Genomic DNA, 16,228 nt, shown 5'->3' with positions numbered 1-16,228 from the left:
CGCTACGTCACGACACGCTGCCATCCTGTCACCCACAAGGGTGCAACTAGCGCACCGCGGAGGGAATTACGGCCCCCGCAGTGGCGGTGCACCCCCGTTAACCTGCACGCACCCGCGCGTGGCGATCAGAGGGGGACCGGGGCGGTCATCCGGACGCCGACCCTCGTACGGGTCACGACCAGCTGCCCCTCCTGCGGGTACGCGTGCCAGGTCCGCCAGCGCACCTGGCCCTCGCAGCGCTGGGCGAGCATCGCGGTGAACGCGTGCGGCGAGCCCGGAAACGTCCCTGCAAGGCCGTTGGGGTGGTCCGCGACGAGCGCGAGGAGCTCCTGGGCGCGCCCGGCGAACGAACCGCCGGACAGCGTCTCGACCCGGGCCGCGAACTCGTACTCCCACTCCCCGAGGCGCTTCGCCACGCCGAGGGGGAGGGGGGTGCTGCTGCCGGGCATGCAGGCGACGGTCTCCGAACAGGAGCCCTGCTCCTCCTCCAGGAGGACTTGGTGGGAGGCGCCGAGGAGTCTCAACTGGAGCTTGGCGCCGGAGAGTTCGAGGTCGAGGACGGCCAGGGCGGGCAGGGGTTCACGGCCCAGCGCCCAGGCGAGGTCGCTGGCACGCGTGTCGGTGTAGACGGTCTTGAGAGTCGTGAGCATGGGTGGGCTCCGCAAAAACACACATGTGGAGGGTGGACTACCGGGGTCACCCCGGAACCGGTGCGCAGAAAGGGGGGACCGCCTGCTCAGGTCCGCCCGGTGGGGGTCCGTGGGCTGCGTTTCTCAACAGCGAGGGAATCATGAAGTGCGCGGCGCTCACAGCGTTTTTACCCAACTTGACGGGGTTTCCATCCCCTCGGATGCAACACGGTTCAACTGTTCAACCCGAGGGCGCGCATGAAGGCGCCCGGCGGGGGTCCACCCACCGGGCGCTCACTACGGGCGTGCGGACGGAATCAGCTGCCCCGTGTCAGCTGGAACCGCAGCCGCCGCCCCCGCACGACGAACCGCCCCCGCAGGAGGAGTGGCCGCCGCCGCACGAGTGGCCGCCCCCGCAGGAGTGGCCGCCGTGGTGGCCGTGGCCACCGCCGCCGCTGTCGCCGGCCCACCAGGAGGACGCGGACGTCCCCGACGCGCCCGACGCCCCCTTGCGGCCCGGGCCCGACCCGTACCACCCGCGCCGCCACCGGGCCTTGCTGCCCCGGGTCAGGCGGCCGACGACCCACCAGATCAGGACCAGCACGGCCCCCGCGATGACATATCCCATCTCCCCCACCGTCCTTCTTCCGTCGTGCGTGACCGGGGGATGCCCTCCGCCGCCGCGCGCGAAAGCACACTTGAGCAACTCCAGAGGTTGCGCGCAGGATGGCCGCCATGACCTCCAGCGCGCGCCCTCCGCTCAACCGCCGCCTCGCCGAGTTCGGGACCACGATCTTCGCCGAGATGTCCGCCCTCGCCGCCCGCACCGGGGCCATCAACCTGGGCCAGGGCTTCCCCGACACCGACGGCCCCGAGGAGATCCGGGAGGCCGCCGTGCGGGCCCTGCGGGACGGGCGCGGCAACCAGTACCCGCCGGGCCCGGGCGTACCCGAGCTGCGCGCCGCGATCGCCGACCACCAGGAGCGGCGCTACGGGCTCGTGTACGACCCGGAGAGCGAGGTGCTGGTGACGGCGGGCGCCACCGAGGCGATCGCGGCGGCGCTGCTCGCGCTGGTGGAGCCGGGCGACGAGGTGATCGCCCTGGAGCCGTACTACGACTCGTACGCCGCCTGTGTCGCGATGGCGGGCGGCACCCGGGTCCCGGTCACCCTGCGCCCCGACGGCGGACGCTACGTCCTGGACCTCGACGAGCTGCGGGCCGCCGTCACCCCGCGCACCCGCCTCATCCTGCTCAACACCCCGCACAACCCGACCGGGACCGTGCTGACCCGCCAGGAGCTGACCGCCGTCGCCGAGCTGGCGTGCGAGCGGGACCTGCTGGTGGTGACGGACGAGGTGTACGAGCACCTGGTCTTCGACGGCGACCACGTGCCGATCGCGACGCTGCCGGGGATGCGCGGGCGCACGGTCACCATCGGCTCGGCGGGCAAGACGTTCTCGTTCACCGGCTGGAAGGTCGGCTGGGTGACGGCGGCGCCCGAGCTGGTCACGGCCGTGCGGTCGGCCAAGCAGTTCCTGACGTACGTGTCGTCCGGGCCCTTCCAGTACGCCGTCGCCGAGGCGCTGCGGCTGCCCGACGGCTACTTCGACGCGCTCCGCGAGGACCTGCGGGCCAAGCGGGACCTGCTGGGCGCGGGCCTGGCGGCGGCCGGGTTCGCGGTCTACCGGCCGGCCGGCACCTACTTCGTCACCACCGACATCCGCCCGCTGGGCCCGGAGCTCTCGCACGGCGGCGACGGCTTCGCCTTCTGCCGGGCGCTGCCGGAGCGGTGCGGGGTGGTGGCGATCCCCAACGCCGTCTTCTACGACCACCGGGACGCGGGCGCGCCTTTCGTCCGATTTGCCTTCTGCAAGAGGGAGAGTGTGATCGAAGAGGCCGTCTCCCGGCTCAAGGCGCTCGCGGGCTGACCCGCGGGCCGCACGGCCCGCGCCGGTGCCCCGGGGAACGGCTCCGAGCGCGCCCGGAGGTGCCCCCTGTCCGCCGAGATCACCGCTCTCGTACGCCGCTCCGGCGCCGCCCTGGCCGCGCCGCGCCGGCTGACCGCACTGCGCCGGGCGGCCCCCGCGCTCGGGCTGTTCGCCGCCGCCCGGCTCACCGGGGTGCTCGTCCTGGCGGGCTGGTCCTGGCACCTGGGGCGCTCCCCGCGCGCCCTGCTGGCCACCGCGTGGGACGCCGACTGGTACATCAAGATCGCGGCCAACGGGTACGGGCGGACCCTGTACTGGCCGAGCGGGGTGGTCCAGAGCGACCTGGCGTTCTTCCCGCTCTACCCGAGCCTGCTGCGGGCGGTGCGCACGGCGCTGCCGGTGGCGGGCGGCACGGCCGGGCTACTGGTGTCCTGGACGGCGGCGTTCGCCGCGGCCTGGGGGATCCACGCGGTCGGCGAGCGGCTGTACGGGCGCCGCACCGCGACCGCGCTGGTGCTGCTGTGGGCCCTGCTGCCGCACTCCGTCGTGCTGTCCATGGCGTACACCGAGCCGCTGATGACCGCGCTGGCCGCCTGGGCGCTGTGGGCGGTGCTGGAGCGGCGCTGGCTGTGGGCGGGCGGCCTGGCGGCCCTGGCGGGCCTCTCGCGGCCGAACGCGGTCGCGGTGGCGGCGGCGGTCACGGTCGCCGCCGCGGCGGCCCTGTGGCGCGGCGGGCCGGGCGTACGGCGGGACTGGCGGGTGTGGGCGGCCGGGGCGGCGGCGCCGCTCGGCTGGTGCGGATACGTCCTGTCGGTCGGCGTCCGAAAAGGTGATCCGCTGCACGGCTACTTCGCCGTGCAGGCCGCCTGGACGTCCCGCTTCGACTTCGGCCGCGGCTCGCTGCGCTTCGTGCGGAAACTGGCCACCGGGCCCTTCGACCTCGGCTACACGATGGCGTTCCTGATCACGGCGGCGGCGCTGCTGCTGTTCGCGCTGTTCCTGCTGGAGCGCCCGCCGCTGCCGCTGCTCGTCTACACGGCGGTGCTGGTCCTGATCGCCGTCGGCGGCTCCGGCTTCTTCGAGTCCAAGCCCCGGTTCCTGCTCCCGGCCTTCCCCCTGCTGCTGCCGCTGGCGGCGGCACTGACGAAAGCCCGGCCGGGACCCGCGGTCACGGTGACCGCGGCCCTGGCCGGGCTGTCGTTCGCGTACGGGGCGTACCTGCTGACGCTGGCCCCGATGGCGCTGTGAGGAGCGGTCAGCGCCGGGTCACTCGGACGGGGCGTCGCCCTCGTCGCCGCCCTCGGCGCCGTCCACGTCCTTCTCCAGGCCGAGCTGCTCCACGAGCCACTTGTCGAACTCGATCGAGGCGCGGACCCAGCTGACGGTCGACGACACGAAGTGCTCCAGGCTGACGCCGGTGCCGATGAGCATCTGCGCCTCACCGATCAGCCGGACGGCGCCGTCGTCGTGGGTGTGCGTGTAGACCTTGGGCCACAGGGTGCGGCGGTTCCAGTCGTCGATGGTCTCCAGCAGCGCGAGCTTGTCCTCGATGCCGTGGGGACGGTCGTAGAAGGTCCGCACGGAGAAGACCTGCTGGTCCTCCTCGCCGCGGAACATGAAGTACGTGCGGAACTCCTCCCACGGCGCGGCGAGGTCACCCTCGTCGTCCACCACGTACTTGAGCTCCATCTGGTCCAGGAGCTGCTTGACCAGGTCCTGGTCGGGTACGACGGGCCCGGCCGGTCCACCGGTGGGCTGCGGGCCGGGCTGAGCCCCGAAATTCGGAATCGAGGACGGGTCGATGCTCATCGTGAATCTTCCTTCGTACGGTTCCGGTCATCCTCCCCCATGCCGGGCGGGGGCTGGCAACCCCCGCCACGGGTATCCGCTGACGGCTGACCGAATCCGGGCGCGCGGGTCCGGCCGGGGACCCTTTTCCGGCTAGAGGCTCTTCCCGGTCGCCGCCCCCACGATCAGGTCGTCGCCGAAGCGGTCGACCCGGACCGTGTCGCCGTCCTTGATCCCGCCCGCCAGGATCTCCTTGGCGAGGCGGTCGCCGATGGCGGTCTGGATCAGCCGGCGCAGCGGGCGGGCGCCGTACGCCGGGTCGTTGCCCTTGTCCGCCAGCCAGGCCAGGGCCTCGGGGGTGACGTCCAGGGCGAGACGGCGGTCGGCCAGGCGCTTGGCCAGGCGGGCGATCTGGAGCTCCGCGATGCGGGCCAGCTCCTCGCCGCTCAGCGCCGAGAAGACCACCAGGTCGTCCAGGCGGTTGAGGAACTCGGGCTTGAAGGACGCCCGTACGACCTCCAGGACCTGCTGCTTCTTCTCCTCCTCCGAGGTCGTCGGCTCCACCAGGTACTGGCTGCCCAGGTTGGAGGTGAGGATCAGGATGGTGTTGCGGAAGTCGACCGTGCGGCCCTGGCCGTCGGTGAGGCGGCCGTCGTCGAGGACCTGGAGCAGGACGTCGAAGACCTCCGGGTGCGCCTTCTCCACCTCGTCGAGCAGCACCACGCTGTACGGGCGGCGGCGGACCGCCTCGGTGAGCTGGCCGCCCTCCTCGTACCCCACGTACCCGGGCGGGGCGCCGACCAGCCGGGCCACGCTGTGCTTCTCGCCGTACTCCGACATGTCGATGCGGACCATGGCCCGCTCGTCGTCGAAGAGGAAGTCGGCGAGCGCCTTGGCCAGCTCGGTCTTGCCCACGCCCGTCGGGCCCAGGAAGAGGAACGAGCCGGTGGGGCGGTCGGGGTCGGCGATGCCCGCGCGGGTGCGGCGCACCGCGTCCGCCACCGCCCGGACCGCCTCGCCCTGGCCGATCAGACGGCGGCCCAGCTCGTCCTCCATGCGCAGCAGCTTCTGCGTCTCGCCCTCCAGCAGGCGCCCGGCCGGGATGCCGGTCCAGGAGCCGACCACGTCCGCGATGTCGTCCGGGCCGACCTCGTCCTTGACCATGGTGTCCTTGGCGGCCTCCTGCTCGGCCTCGGACGCCTCCTCCAGCTCCCGCTCCAGCGTCGGGATCTCGCCGTAGAGCAGCTTGGAGGCGGTGTCGAAGTCGCCGTCGCGCTGGGCGCGCTCGGCCTGGCCGCGCAGGTCGTCGAGGCGCTCCTTGAGCTCACCGACCCGGTTCAGGCCCTCCTTCTCCTTCTCCCAGCGGGCGGTCAGACCGCGCAGCTCCTCCTCCTTGTCGGCGAGGTCGCGGCGGATCTTCTCCAGCCGCTCCTTGCTCGCCGCGTCCGTCTCCTTGGACAGGGCGAGCTCCTCCATGCGCAGCCGGTCCACCGACCGCTGGAGCTCGTCGATCTCCAGCGGCGAGGAGTCGATCTCCATCCGCAGCCGGGAGGCGGCCTCGTCGACCAGGTCGATCGCCTTGTCGGGCAGGAAGCGGGAGGTGATGTACCGGTCGGAGAGGGTGGCGGCGGCGACCAGCGCGCTGTCCGCGATCTGCACCTTGTGGTGCGCCTCGTAGCGGCCCTTGAGGCCGCGCAGGATCGCGATGGTGTCCTCGACCGTGGGCTCGGCGACCAGCACCTGCTGGAAGCGGCGCTCCAGGGCCGGGTCCTTCTCGATGCGCTCGCGGTACTCGTCGAGGGTGGTGGCGCCCACCATCCGCAGCTCGCCGCGGGCCAGCATCGGCTTGAGCATGTTGCCCGCGTCCATCGCGGAGTCCCCGCCGGCGCCCGCGCCGACGACGGTGTGCAGCTCGTCGATGAAGGTGACGATCTGGCCGTCGCTCGACTTGATCTCCGCGAGGACGGTCTTCAGCCGCTCCTCGAACTCGCCCCGGTACTTCGCCCCGGCGACCATCGCCCCCAGGTCGAGGGAGACCAGCCGCTTGTTCTTGAGCGACTCGGGGACGTCGCCCTTCACGATCCGCTGGGCCAGGCCCTCCACGACGGCCGTCTTGCCGACGCCGGGCTCGCCGATGAGCACCGGGTTGTTCTTGGTGCGCCGGGAGAGCACCTGCACCACCCGGCGGATCTCCTGGTCCCGGCCGATGACCGGGTCGAGCTTGCCCTCGCGGGCCGCGGCCGTGAAGTCCGTGCCGAACTTCTCCAGGGCCTTGTACTGGCCCTCCGGGTCGGGGGTGGTCACCCGCCGTCCTCCTCGTACTGTCTCGAATGCCCCAAGGAGCTTCTTCGCCGTCGCGCCCTGCTCCGCGAGCAGTTCGCCGGCCTGGCCGCCCTTGGCGGCGAGGCCGATGAGCAGGTGTTCGGTGGAGAGGTAGTCGTCGCCGAGCTCCTTGGCGCGCTGCGCGGCGTCGGCGATGACGGCGAGCAGTTCGCGGTTGGGCTGCGGCGGGGCGACCGTGGAGCCGGTCACGCTGGGCAGCGCGGCGAGCAGCCGCTGGGCGCCCGCCCGCACGGCGGCCTGGTCGGCGTCGACGGCGGCGAGCAGGTCGACGATGTTCTCGTTCTCCTCGCCCGTGAGCAGCGCGAGCAGCAGGTGCGCGGGCGTCAGGTCGGGGTGCCCGTCGGACACGGCGCGGTTGCTCGCCGCGTTGATCGCGTCCCGGCTCTTGTTGGTCAGCTCGGCGTCCACGTGCGGTCTCTCCTCCTCGGCGTGCGGGTGCCGAACCCGGCGGTCCCGGATTCAGAAGTCCATGACCCGTCCAGCGTACATAAAGTTGAGTCTATTCCGCTCAAGGTGGGGAGGCCAGGTCCGCGGGCCCCCGGTACGGGAAAGGATCCGGCACCGGGACGGGGTCCGGCACCGGGTCCGGCACGGCGTATGTTTCGGCCCATGACCACGAGCACCACACCGCGTACCCCGGTGGACGTCCGGCAGCCGGACGAGTCCTACCTCAGCTTCTGGCGCGAGCGGCACTTGTGCACGCTGACGACGATCCGCCCGGACGGCACCCCGCACCTGGTGCCGGTGGGCGTCACCTACGACCCGGAGGCGGGGCTCGCCCGGGTCATCACCAACGGCAGGAGCCGCAAGGCCGCCCATGTGCGGGCGGCCGGGGAGGACGGCGCCCGGGTCGCGGTCTGCCAGATGGAGGGGCGCCGCTGGGCGACCCTGGAGGGCCGGGCCTTCGTCCGTACGGAGCCGGAGCGGATCGCGGACGCGGTGGCGCGGTACGCCGAGCGGTACGGGCGGATCCCGCGCGAGAACCCGGAGCGCGTGGTGATCGAGATCGTCCTGGACCGGGCGATGGGCAAGGGCTGAGCGGCCCGGCGCGGGGCTCGCGCGGGCCGGCCCGCGCCGAGGCGGTCTTGCGGACGCAGCACAGCGGCGCCACCGTGTTCAGGTCCACGATGGCGCCGCTGTGTGGGGGAAGCGCCTGAGCGATTTACAACGACGGGGGAATCGCTTCAGGCACTGCGGGGGGTGGCGGTAGACGACTCGGGGTCGAACAGTTGGTGATCTCGCTGGTCCAGGTTGACGAACACCATGCCGTAGCGCACGGCACAGCGAATCGGCTGCGGCGCACCGCGCGGCCGGCGCAGGCACCGGTACGCGCGTACGTCCTCGTCGTCCTCACGCGCGACCAGGATCGGCTCGCCGAACAGGGTGACCATCAACGAATCGCCACGATGCGGTATCGCCGTGACGAGGTCGATGAAGTGCCACCCCGAGCGGTAGGCCGTGGCCATCTCGCGCCGGAAGACCCGGTCGTCCGGCGGGAGGCTCATGCGCTTGCACCCATGGGCGCGCTGTCCCAGGTGGGCTCACCTGGAGACGCCAGGACTCGAGTCGCCGGACTGCTGTCCCACGTGGGATCCACGGCGACCACGCCCCGGGAGGGCTTCTGGTCCCACGTCGGTTCCCCGCTGACGGCGAGAGCGCCGAAAGCAGCCGCCACGACGGCTACAGCGCTGAGTGCTCGAACCATCCTGCTCATGGCCGATCTCCACCTCTTTATGATCATTCCCTCCCCCCGCGGATAAGACGATGGCTCACTCTGAGCGCTTCCACCAGCGAGGCCAGGCATCATGTTCCTGTAATTCAGGAGTATGAGGGGGGTGTAATCCGGTTGTATCAGGGGCACTTCGGACATAGCCATGGTCCTACAGACCTGTGCGAGATGGGCAAGACCCTCTACGCCACCGCGTTGCGTACCGGCGGAATCACTCGCACGGAAGCCCAGGCCGCTCCCTGTCTCATCGATCTCGCACTGCTGCGGCCCGACGCGGACGACGCGGAGCAGCTGCGTCCGGTCCCTCCCTCGGTCGTCCTGAACCAGCTCGTGCAGCCCCTCGAACGGGAGATCCATGAGCGCAGGAAGCTGTCCATGCAGCTCACCAGCACTTTCGAGCCGTTCATGGGCATCACCGGCCAGGACGCGGCGATCACCAACGCCATCACCGTCCTGGAGGGCCTCGAACTCATCAACACGACCCTGGACCGGGTCATCGACGAGTGCACCAAGGAGCTGCTGACCATCCAGCCCGGCAGCGGGCGCAGACCCGAGGTCATCGAGTCCGGTCTGCGCCGGGTCCGGCCGCTGCTCGACCGGGGCGTGGACATGCGCACGCTCTACCAGCACACCGCCCGCCACCACTCGGCGACGATCGGCTACGTGGAGCGCATCGCGCCGTACGGGCTGGAGGTGCGGACGCTGGAGGAGATCATCGACCGGCTGATCGTCGTCGACCGCCGGGTCGCCTTCATCCCCGCCCGCAGCGACCGCAGGGTGGCCCTGGAGCTGCGCCACGAGGGCCTGGTGCAGTATCTGGTCGGCGTCTTCGACCAGTTCTGGCTGCACGGGGTGCCGTGGGAGGAGGAGGTCCCGTACGCCGCCAAGGCCGAGGGGATCACCGGCGTCCAGCGCGCCATCGCCAAACTCCTGGTCGAGGGGCACGTCGACGACTCGATCGCACGGCGGCTCGGCATGAACGTACGGACCTGCCGCGCCCACATCGCCAAGCTGAACGCGGCGCTCGGCAGCGGCAGCCGGGCCCAGCTCGGCTACCTCATCGCCCAGTCGGGGATTCTGGAGCAGGAGAGTTGAGCGCTCTGCCCGGCCTCGTTCCCGAGGAGCCCACCGTCGCGTACGACCCGGACACGGGCACCGTCACCGTCCACGGCGAGGGCCTGCCCGCCGTCGTGCTGCGCCGCACCGGCGGCCGGGCGGACGACCACACGCCCGTCGGCACCCGGGACGCCGCCCGGCTGGCGCTCACCCTCGACGGCGGGGCCGCCGGGCTCACCCTCCCCAAGGGACGGCTGTCCCGGCGCTCCTACCGCGTCGACGTGCGCTGCGACGGCGGCGCCTACCGGCTGATCCCCGACTCGCTGGCGACCAGCCGGCTGCTCCGGGACGGACGCCGGCTCGGATCGCTCACCTGCGACGGCGACGGGCGCGTGACGGCGGACTGGCGCGAGGGCGCCAAGGTGCTGCCGCTGGACGTGTCGCTGGGGTACGCGCTGGCCGCCGGGTTCGGCACGGGCGCGCAGCCGATGTGGGTGACCGCGATCGACATCGGCACGGACCTGCTCTCTCCGTGAGGGTGCGGTTCCCCCGGCGCCCGGCTCCGTACGCGAGGGACCGGCCCCGCGCCGCCGGGGCCCGGGGCCCCGGCCGCCGCGCCCGGCTCACACGTGCGGGTGGCTGCCCGGCGGGTCCGGGTCGTCGCCCGGGTCGGCGGGCCGGGGGCGCGGGCGGCCCCGGGGCCGGTGCGGCATCAGGTCCTTGCCGCGCGTCTGGCCGGTGCCGACGATCGGCAGGGGATGGCCGCCCCGGCCGTCGGGCGCGTGCGGGAACTGCAGCAGCCGCCCGGGGGCGAGCGGCCGGTCGTCGTCGGGGTGCCCGGCCGCCGCACGGCCCCGGGACTCGTCCCCGTACCGGTCCGGCGCGGTGCCGTAGGGCGCCGGGTCCTCCTCCGGGGCGGTGGCGCGCGCCGCCGCGCGGCGGCTCACCTCCGCCTCCTCCCAGCCCTCCCGGAACCAGCGCAGCTGCTCGCACTGGAGCTCGTCGTCGGTGAGGATGCGCACGCCGTCGATCCCGGCCCGCCGGACCTTCTCGCCCAGCTCGATCAGCAGGCCGCCCAACAGGTGCGCCAGCCGGTCCGGTTGGGACCCGCCGGTGTCGCCGTCCCCCATGCCCCGCCCCCTTCCGCGCCTCCGGTCACCCGTGCGGGCCGGTGCCCCCGCCGCCGTCCGGCAGGAACGCCCGCGTCACCCGCGCGAAGAGCTCCCGCAGCTCCGGGGGCACGCCCATGCGCACGGCCGCCTCCTCGGGAGTGAGCGGCCCCGGACCCTCGTCCTGCCCGCCACGGCCCGCCGCAACCGGCAGATCGTCCTCGGAGAGCCGTCCCGACCGGATGAGCATGTCCCGCAGCGGTACGCCCAGCACGCCCGCGAGGCGGCGCATCGTCTCCAGGTCGGGCATGCTCTGGCGCTGCAGCAGCCTGCTGACGGCGGCCCGGTGCACCCCGGCGTCGTCGGCGAGCTTGGACTTGCCGCCGCCTCGCGGGCTGTCGATGTCGTACTGCCGCAGCCGCATCAGGCGCTCGATCCAGGCGGCGAACTCCTCCAGGCCGTCCGCGTGGCCCCGGCCGCCGTCGCCCCGGTATCCCTGCTCGTTGCGGGCCCCGGCCCGTGCGCTCGAACCCATGTGGTCGCTCTCCCTCGTCGCGGGACAGCGTACCGCCGGGGCCCTCGCGGACAGCTGGATGCGCGCTCGCACGCATGATTCGCTTGCGTACGCGCACGCACCGTGTCACCCTGATCACGCGTTCGCCATTTGCCGAACACGCGTTCCCATACGTGGGGAGGGGTTTGCACGTGCCTGCACGGACGATTACTCCAAAAACACCTCTGACCTCGGACTTATCCCGCCCGGCGGATGAAGGTCCGGACTGGCGCAGGGCCGCCGCCTGCGTGAATCTGCCCCAACGCTCGGTCTTCACCCGTATCCCCGCCGAAGCCGAGCCGGTATTGCGAGCGTGCAATCAATGCCCGATCCGGACGGAGTGCGAGCGCGTCGTCGACCCCGCGCACACCTGGTTCGACGGGGTGAGCGGCGGCCGGCTCTGGCGCAACGGACGCGAGGTCCGGCAGGCGCGGCGATGAACGCCCCGGCCGCGCGGACCGCCTCCGCCGCGACGCCCCCCGCCGCCGTCCCCGAGGACCTGATCTGGCTGGAGTCGCTGGCCCGCCGCTTCCCCCAGCTCCTCGCCGAACTCGCCCCGGCCGCCGGCGGCCCGCGCGAGCGGCGCGGCACCGGCCCCTCGGCGACCGCCCCGATCCGGCTGCACATCTCCGACGCCGTCCGGGACATCACCGACGGCGTGGTCGAGCTGGAGGAGGCCGTACGCGAACGGCTCGGCCTGCGCCCACCGGCCCCGGCCCCCGTGGTGGCCCGCCTGCGCCGCCTGGCCCAACTCATCGCGTACGTAAGAGCGCTGCCCGACCTCGCCGCGCACCTCACCGACGAGACCCGCCGGATGGCCCGGCGCTGCGCCCGCGAGCTGGGCGACCCCGAGCAGATGATCCGGGTCGGCGGACGCTGCCCGGCGTGCGCCTCGGTCTCGCTGCGCATCTTCCCGGAGCGGGGCGCGGTGCTCTGCGTGAACCCGGTCTGCCGCCATGTGGTGGAGACATCACTGGAGGACGCGTCATGAGCACGTACCTGATCCCGGGCGAACTCGCCGCCGCCGAGGTCGACGTCTCGCCCGCCACCATCCGCAAGTGGGTCCAGCTGGGACATCTGAAGTCGGCGGGCCGGCAGGGCAGGCGGCTGCTCTACCGGCTGGAGGACGTGTTCGCCGCCGAACGCTCGGCCCACCGGGTCCCCGGCCGGAACACGGCGTAGCCCGCCCCGCCCCCTTCTCCCCATGGCCTCACCCGTATCGGGGTGGGGCCATTTCCCATGCCGTCGCAGTGGCCCCAAAGACCCCTGGGGAAAGACGAGTTGCGGATTTCCCGCACCGGGATCACACTTGGAGCAGCGGCAGAGCCGCGCCCACAGCGGGCGACGGGTCTGCCGTTTCGCATGGGGCGGTCCGACGAAGATCGGAATTCACCAATCCAACGTCGGAATACCGCAGTTGCACATCCTGGCGCGTTAGCCACCCCGCCATCACGCCCACCGTCGACGCCACCGCACTCCTTGAGTACCTTGTCGCACCGCTTCGAAGCGATTCGTACAGGCGACCACACAAGGAGCGTGGAAATGGCACGTACGGACGGCAAAGAGGCCCGCATTCACCCATGGCTCGTGCGCCACTGCATTTCCGTACTGCGCCTCTGCATGGGCGCGGTGCTGCTTTCCTTCGGATTCCTCAAGTACTTCCCGGACCTGAGTCCGGCCCAGGGCCTCGTGGTCGCCACGCTGCACCGGCTCACCCTCGGCCTGGTGCCGCACCTGGTGTCCGGGACGGCCGCGATGGACTGCGTCGCGACGCTGGAGTGCGTCATCGGGGTGCTGCTGATCATCGGGCGGTGGATGCGCCCGACGACCGCCCTCCTCCTGATCCACCTCGTCGGCATCCTCACCCCGCTCGTGGTGGTGCCCGGCCGCATGTTCGGCGGCCCCCACCACATGCCGACGCTGGAGGGCCAGTACGTGCTCAAGGACGTGGTCCTGCTCGCCGCCGGCCTGGTCCTCGCGACCACGGCCCGCGCCACCGCCCCGCCCGTCCGCCACCGCCCGGCGGACGAAAGCCCCGCCGAAGTCACCACCAGCACCTCGGGGGGCCTTGTGAAAGGAACCTGACGCGTGGATCAGATCCTGTACTGGAACGCGGTCGCCCTGGAGGCCGACCGCACCACCCACACCACGGGCGCGCCCGCCGAAGCCGGCTCGCGCGGCCCGTGCGGCGCCAGCCGTGCGCTGGCGATCGTGCACCTGGCCATGCACGACGCCTACTTCGGCATCCACCCCGGCCACGACTGCTACCTGGGCACCTCGCTGCCCCGGGCCGCCGTCGGCGCCTCCTCGGACGCGGCGGTCGCCGCCGCCGCGCACTCCGCCCTCAACGCCCTCTACCCCGCCCAGCGCGACTACTTCAACGACCGGCACCGGGCGGCCGGGCTGGCCGCGGGCCAGGCCAACGGCGACGGCCACGCCTTCGGGCTGGCGGTCGCCGGGGCCCTGCTCGCCCTGCGCCGCGGCGACCCGGGCCTGGGCGACGACGGCTATGTGTACTCGGTGGACCGGCTCCACCACCGCCCCGACCCGGTCGACCCCGCCCAGCCGGTGTACGCGGCGTACTACGGCGCCCACTCCCACCTGTTCGCGGCGACCACCCGCCACCACCTGGCGCCGCCCCCGCAGCCCGGCACGGCGCTGTACGAGAGCGCGCTGCGCCAGGTCCGCGCCAAGGGCGTGGCGACGCATCTGATGGGCGCCCTGCCCGAGGCGCTCCGGGGCGCGCGGCGCACCCAGGACGAGACCGCCAAGGGCATGTTCTGGGCGTACGACGGGGTCAAGGGCCTGGGCACGCCGCCCCGGCTCTACAACCAGATCGTCCGCAGGGTCGCCGACGCGCAGCACAACGACACCGCCAAGAACGCCCGGCTGTTCGCGCTGGTCAACGCGGCCATGGCGGACGCGGCCATCCTGGCCTGGTACGACAAGTACGTCTACGACCTGTGGCGCCCGGTGGTGGGCGTGCGCGAGCACGACGCCTCGGCGGGGCCGGCCGGGACCGGCGCCGAGCTGCTCGGGCCGGACGCCGACCCCGAGTGGCTGCCGCTGGGCGCGCCGAACACCAACAACCCGGGCGGCAAGGTCAACCGCACCCCGCAGTTCCCTTCGTACCCCTCGGGCCACGCCACCATCGGCTCGGCGGCCTTCCAGAGCGTGCGGCACTTCTACCGCCAGGGCGCCCACCGCCCGGACAACCTGGCCGCCGGGCTGGAATTCGTCTCGGACGAACTCGACGGCGTCAGCACCGACACCAATGGCGTCGCCCGCACCCGGGTGGTGCGGCGGTTCCCCGGCGGACTCTGGGAAATGATCAAGGAGAACAGCATCAGCCGGGTATTCCTCGGAGTGCACTGGAATTACGACGGCTGGATTCCCGACGCCTCCGGCGAGATCGACCTCAGCAAGAACATCGGCGGAGTACGGCTCGGTCTCGACATCGCCGACGACATCGCCGCGCACGGTCTGACGGCCGCCCGCGCCGCCGGTCCCGCCGCCTAGCCGAAAGACCCCGAAGCGTCATTGGGGAATACGGCTCCGGCCCGAACTCCCGTGCATCCCGCGCGAATTCGCGCACCCTCCCCGAAACGGCCCCCCGGGCCGCACTGCGGCGCGCCCACGGGCGCGCCTTTCGCCATCCAGGCCGGCCAGTCCGGCACGACGAAGGACATCATCATGGAAACCACTGGGACGCCCGAAGCGGTGACCGAGCTCGGATCCGGTCACCCCGGCGACGACCCGAACCCGCCCGCGACCGCGCGCGGCGGCTTCGTGTACGTCATGAGCAACCAGGAGACCGGCAACTCCGTGACGGTCTTCGCCCGCGACATCTACGGCGGTCTGACCCGCAAGGGCACCTACCCCACCGGCGGCCTCGGCATCGGCCGCAGCTACGACCTGGAGGACGCCTCCGACCCGCTGGTCTCCCAGGGCTCGCTGATCATCAGCGCGGACAAGCGGTTCCTGTTCGGCGTGGACGCGGGCAGCAACGAGGTCTCCTCGCTGGCCATCGAGGGCGACCGGCTCCGCCCGGTCAGCCGGGTCCCCTCCGGCGGCCTGCGCCCGGTCAGCCTCACCGTGCACGGCAACCTGCTGTACGTGGCGAACTCGGCGGACGCCTCCATCGCCGGGTTCACCGTCGGCGACGACGGCGTGCTCACCCCGGTCGACGGCTCCCGCCAGTACCTCTCCGGCGGTCCCGACTCGGCCCCGTCGCAGATCACCTTCACGCCCGACGGCACCCAGCTGGTCGCCACCGAACGCCAGCTCAACGCACTCGACGTCTTCCCCGTCGACGCCTACGGCCGGGCCGGTGCCCCGGTGCGCAACGACTCGCACGGCCCCGCGCCCTTCTCCGCCACCTTCCACGGCGACTTCCTGCTGGTCACCGAGATCGTCGGCGGGCACAACTTCCTGGGCTCGATGTCCACGTACCGGGTCAACCGGGACGGCACCCTCCAGGTGATCAGCGGCTCGGTCGACACCACCGAGGCCACCACCTGCTGGACGGCCAACAGCACCCTCGACCCGACCGTCATCTACGCGGCCAGCGCGCAGAGCGGCACCATCTCCGGGTACCGCATCGACGCCACCGGCCGGCTCACGCTCTTCCCGCCGGACGGCCACCTCGCCACCTCGCGCGACCAGCACGCCACCCAGGACATGGCGATCAGCGAGGACGGGCTGTACCTGTACGTGATCGTGGCCGGGTTCGACGAGAAGATCGCCGACCCCCGGCTCCCCAACTACGCGGAGAACACCCCGTACAGCAACAAGATGTCCATCGGCGCCTGGCGCATCGAGGCGGCGGGCGGGCTCACCCCGCTGCGCGGCTTCGGCGTCCAGGACGACCCGCCCCGGGTCGTCTCCACCGGCATCCTGGCCCCGAGCATGGGCGGCCTGGCGCCGGGCTCGGAGGGGCTGGTGGCCATCTGAGCCCTGGCTGCGCGGACCACTGGGTGAATCCGGGCACGGCCGAGCGCCCAGACCGGGCACCCGGCCGGCCGAGCGGGCGGGCCGGGTGAACCGGCCGCGCGACAGGCCGAGCGGTCGGGCCCATTGAACAGGTGGTCCA

At 72.5% G+C, this 16,228-nt stretch carries 17 protein-coding genes; 10 read left to right on the top strand and 7 right to left on the bottom strand.

All coding sequences use genetic code 11. The features are described from left to right. Positions 1-125: 125 nt before the first annotated feature. Positions 126-650, bottom strand: a complete 525-nt coding sequence (locus AB5J87_RS18995) for a DUF2617 family protein (protein ID WP_369377995.1) — start codon at positions 648-650, stop codon at positions 126-128. A gap of 310 nt (positions 651-960) precedes the next feature. Further along, the gene (locus AB5J87_RS18990) at positions 961-1,257 is read right to left on the bottom strand and encodes a hypothetical protein (protein WP_369377993.1); all 297 of its coding nucleotides are present in this window, start codon (positions 1,255-1,257) and stop codon (positions 961-963) included. A 98-nt stretch (positions 1,258-1,355) separates the two neighbouring features. Between AB5J87_RS18990 and AB5J87_RS18985 the strand changes: the two genes are divergently transcribed. Both AB5J87_RS18985 and AB5J87_RS18980 read left to right on the top strand, forming a co-directional pair. Then, on the top strand, positions 1,356-2,558 hold the full coding sequence (locus tag AB5J87_RS18985; protein WP_369377992.1) for a pyridoxal phosphate-dependent aminotransferase: 1,203 nt from the start codon (positions 1,356-1,358) through the stop codon (positions 2,556-2,558). A gap of 192 nt (positions 2,559-2,750) precedes the next feature. Further along, on the top strand, positions 2,751-3,806 hold the full coding sequence (locus AB5J87_RS18980; protein WP_369377990.1) for a hypothetical protein: 1,056 nt from the start codon (positions 2,751-2,753) through the stop codon (positions 3,804-3,806). Between the two features lie 18 nt (positions 3,807-3,824). Here the strand turns inward: AB5J87_RS18980 and AB5J87_RS18975 are convergent, their stop codons facing one another. After that, positions 3,825-4,367, bottom strand: a complete 543-nt coding sequence (locus tag AB5J87_RS18975; RefSeq protein WP_369377989.1) for a YbjN domain-containing protein — start codon at positions 4,365-4,367, stop codon at positions 3,825-3,827. A 132-nt stretch (positions 4,368-4,499) separates the two neighbouring features. After that, positions 4,500-7,097, bottom strand: coding sequence for an ATP-dependent chaperone ClpB (gene clpB / locus AB5J87_RS18970; protein WP_369377988.1), 2,598 nt, complete (start codon positions 7,095-7,097; stop codon positions 4,500-4,502). A gap of 201 nt (positions 7,098-7,298) precedes the next feature. Here clpB and AB5J87_RS18965 point away from each other — a divergent pair, with 201 nt between their 5' ends. Next, positions 7,299-7,727, top strand: a complete 429-nt coding sequence (locus tag AB5J87_RS18965; RefSeq protein ID WP_369377987.1) for a pyridoxamine 5'-phosphate oxidase family protein — start codon at positions 7,299-7,301, stop codon at positions 7,725-7,727. A 146-nt stretch (positions 7,728-7,873) separates the two neighbouring features. Here the strand turns inward: AB5J87_RS18965 and AB5J87_RS18960 are convergent, their stop codons facing one another. After that, on the bottom strand, positions 7,874-8,194 hold the full coding sequence (locus tag AB5J87_RS18960) for a (2Fe-2S)-binding protein (protein ID WP_283142738.1): 321 nt from the start codon (positions 8,192-8,194) through the stop codon (positions 7,874-7,876). Positions 8,195-8,586: 392 nt separating this feature from the next. Here AB5J87_RS18960 and AB5J87_RS18955 point away from each other — a divergent pair, with 392 nt between their 5' ends. Beyond that, on the top strand, positions 8,587-9,513 hold the full coding sequence (locus AB5J87_RS18955) for a helix-turn-helix transcriptional regulator (protein WP_369377986.1): 927 nt from the start codon (positions 8,587-8,589) through the stop codon (positions 9,511-9,513). Continuing rightward, positions 9,510-10,010: a hypothetical protein gene (locus AB5J87_RS18950; RefSeq protein WP_369377985.1), complete on the top strand. Its 501-nt coding sequence runs from the start codon at positions 9,510-9,512 to the stop codon at positions 10,008-10,010. The genes AB5J87_RS18955 and AB5J87_RS18950 overlap by 4 nt, the downstream gene beginning before the upstream one ends. A gap of 87 nt (positions 10,011-10,097) precedes the next feature. Here the strand turns inward: AB5J87_RS18950 and AB5J87_RS18945 are convergent, their stop codons facing one another. Together AB5J87_RS18945 and AB5J87_RS18940 are read right to left on the bottom strand one after the other, a co-directional pair. Further along, complete coding sequence (locus tag AB5J87_RS18945; protein ID WP_369377984.1) at positions 10,098-10,604, bottom strand: hypothetical protein; 507 nt, start codon at positions 10,602-10,604, stop codon at positions 10,098-10,100. A 25-nt stretch (positions 10,605-10,629) separates the two neighbouring features. Then, positions 10,630-11,007, bottom strand: coding sequence for a helix-turn-helix domain-containing protein (locus AB5J87_RS18940; RefSeq protein ID WP_369383583.1), 378 nt, complete (start codon positions 11,005-11,007; stop codon positions 10,630-10,632). Between the two features lie 565 nt (positions 11,008-11,572). On the opposite strand from AB5J87_RS18940, the gene AB5J87_RS18935 reads away from it, so the two are divergent. The 5 genes from AB5J87_RS18935 to AB5J87_RS18915 all read left to right on the top strand — a co-directional run bounded on the left by AB5J87_RS18935 (position 11,573) and on the right by AB5J87_RS18915 (position 16,089). Further along, positions 11,573-12,127 (top strand): hypothetical protein, encoded by a 555-nt coding sequence (locus AB5J87_RS18935; protein ID WP_369377983.1) that lies wholly within the window; start codon positions 11,573-11,575, stop codon positions 12,125-12,127. After that, positions 12,124-12,318 carry a helix-turn-helix domain-containing protein gene (locus tag AB5J87_RS18930; RefSeq protein ID WP_369377982.1) on the top strand — a complete coding sequence of 65 codons (195 nt, stop codon included), beginning with the start codon at positions 12,124-12,126 and terminating at the stop codon, positions 12,316-12,318. The genes AB5J87_RS18935 and AB5J87_RS18930 overlap by 4 nt, the downstream gene beginning before the upstream one ends. Positions 12,319-12,678: 360 nt before the next feature. Then, the gene (locus AB5J87_RS18925) at positions 12,679-13,221 is read left to right on the top strand and encodes a hypothetical protein (protein ID WP_369377981.1); all 543 of its coding nucleotides are present in this window, start codon (positions 12,679-12,681) and stop codon (positions 13,219-13,221) included. A 3-nt stretch (positions 13,222-13,224) separates the two neighbouring features. After that, positions 13,225-14,655, top strand: coding sequence for a hypothetical protein (locus AB5J87_RS18920; RefSeq protein ID WP_369377979.1), 1,431 nt, complete (start codon positions 13,225-13,227; stop codon positions 14,653-14,655). A 174-nt stretch (positions 14,656-14,829) separates the two neighbouring features. Then, positions 14,830-16,089: a lactonase family protein gene (locus tag AB5J87_RS18915; RefSeq protein WP_369377978.1), complete on the top strand. Its 1,260-nt coding sequence runs from the start codon at positions 14,830-14,832 to the stop codon at positions 16,087-16,089. Positions 16,090-16,228: the final 139 nt, after the last annotated feature.

It is taken from the genome of Streptomyces sp. cg36 (assembly GCF_041080675.1).
In the GTDB taxonomy this organism is placed as follows: Bacteria; Actinomycetota; Actinomycetes; order Streptomycetales; family Streptomycetaceae; genus Streptomyces.
The sequence above is the reverse complement of the archived record's forward strand: the minus strand, read 5'-3'. Positions and strand labels throughout refer to the sequence as shown.

Excerpts from the sequence above, each read along its gene's own strand:
- AB5J87_RS18915 (WP_369377978.1), top strand. The coding sequence starts at position 14,830 with ATGGAAACCACTGGGACGCCCGAAGCGGTGACCGAGCTCGGATCCGGT.
- AB5J87_RS18990 (WP_369377993.1), bottom strand. The coding sequence starts at position 1,257 with ATGGGATATGTCATCGCGGGGGCCGTGCTGGTCCTGATCTGGTGGGTC.
- AB5J87_RS18965 (WP_369377987.1), top strand. The coding sequence starts at position 7,299 with ATGACCACGAGCACCACACCGCGTACCCCGGTGGACGTCCGGCAGCCG.
- AB5J87_RS18945 (WP_369377984.1), bottom strand. The coding sequence starts at position 10,604 with ATGGGGGACGGCGACACCGGCGGGTCCCAACCGGACCGGCTGGCGCAC.
- AB5J87_RS18975 (WP_369377989.1), bottom strand. The coding sequence starts at position 4,367 with ATGAGCATCGACCCGTCCTCGATTCCGAATTTCGGGGCTCAGCCCGGC.
- AB5J87_RS18995 (WP_369377995.1), bottom strand. The coding sequence starts at position 650 with ATGCTCACGACTCTCAAGACCGTCTACACCGACACGCGTGCCAGCGAC.
- AB5J87_RS18985 (WP_369377992.1), top strand. The coding sequence starts at position 1,356 with ATGGCCGCCATGACCTCCAGCGCGCGCCCTCCGCTCAACCGCCGCCTC.
- AB5J87_RS18925 (WP_369377981.1), top strand. The coding sequence starts at position 12,679 with ATGGCACGTACGGACGGCAAAGAGGCCCGCATTCACCCATGGCTCGTG.
- AB5J87_RS18960 (WP_283142738.1), bottom strand. The coding sequence starts at position 8,194 with ATGAGCCTCCCGCCGGACGACCGGGTCTTCCGGCGCGAGATGGCCACG.
- AB5J87_RS18935 (WP_369377983.1), top strand. The coding sequence starts at position 11,573 with ATGAACGCCCCGGCCGCGCGGACCGCCTCCGCCGCGACGCCCCCCGCC.
- AB5J87_RS18940 (WP_369383583.1), bottom strand. The coding sequence starts at position 11,007 with ATGCGGCTGCGGCAGTACGACATCGACAGCCCGCGAGGCGGCGGCAAG.
- AB5J87_RS18955 (WP_369377986.1), top strand. The coding sequence starts at position 8,587 with ATGGGCAAGACCCTCTACGCCACCGCGTTGCGTACCGGCGGAATCACT.
- AB5J87_RS18930 (WP_369377982.1), top strand. The coding sequence starts at position 12,124 with ATGAGCACGTACCTGATCCCGGGCGAACTCGCCGCCGCCGAGGTCGAC.